The 1,052-nt window shown below is 62.7% G+C and carries 1 protein-coding gene; it reads right to left on the reverse strand.

The window, feature by feature from the left end; genetic code table 11:
• Nucleotides 1–1,016, reverse strand: a 1,016-nt coding sequence (locus tag ACFHW0_RS31640; RefSeq protein WP_416613291.1) for a condensation domain-containing protein, incomplete at its 3' end; no start/stop codon positions are given.
• Nucleotides 1,017–1,052: the final 36 nt, after the last annotated feature.

Raw genomic sequence — 1,052 nt, forward strand, 5'->3', positions numbered from 1 at the left:
TCCTCTACGAGGCGTTCGAAGGGCAGATCCTGGTTCTCGTACGCGGCCAGATCGGTGTCACGAACCCGGGTCAACAGATCATTGAAGCTGGGATCGCCCGAGACATCGGTACGCAGCACAAGGGTGTTCACGAAAAAGCCGACCACCTCGTCCAACGCCTCGTCGCCCCGCCCCGCCACGACCGTGCCGATCGGAATGTCGGTGCCGGCACCCATCCGCGACAACATCGTCGCCAAGGCCGCCTGCACCACCATGAACATCGACACCCCCGCAGCACGCGCCAACCGCAGCATCGCCTCATGAGTGCGACCGTCCAACGTGAACGGCACCACCCCACCCCGATGACTCGCCTGCACCGGACGAGGCCGATCCGTGGGCAACTCCAACACCTGCGGCACACCAGCCAACGCCGCCCGCCAGAAACCCAACTGCCGCGACAACAAACTCTCCGGATCACCAACATCACCAAGCAGCTCCCGCTGCCACAACGTGTAATCCACATACCGCACCGGCAACGGCACCCAACCCGGCGCCTCACCAACCGCCCGCGCCTGATACGCCGTCGCGACATCCCGCAACAACGGCCCCATCGACGCACCATCCCCAGCAATGTGATGAATCACCACCACCAACACCTGAGACCCACCAACCGGACGCAACAACCACGCCCGCAAAACAACATCATTCGCCAGATCAAAAACATGACCCGCCGCCGACTCCACCGCCTCAGACACCTCACCAGGCGCCAAATCCCGAACAGTCAACACCGGCCGCACATCATCAAGAACCACCTGATACGGCTCACCATCAACAGTCCGATACACCGTCCGCAACGCCTCATGCCGACCCACCACATCCGCCAACGCCGCCGCCAACACCCCCGGATCCAGATCACGATCCAACCGCAACGCCACCGGAATGTTGTAAACCGCACTCGGCCCATTCAACTCATCGATAAACCACAACCGACGCTGCGCAAACGACAACGGCACCACACCCACCACACCCGTCGCCACCAACGGAGGCCGCACCGGCACACCAGCCAACTCACG

It is taken from the genome of Micromonospora sp. LOL_025 (genome assembly GCF_048060285.1).
Taxonomy (GTDB): Bacteria; Actinomycetota; Actinomycetes; order Mycobacteriales; family Micromonosporaceae; genus Micromonospora.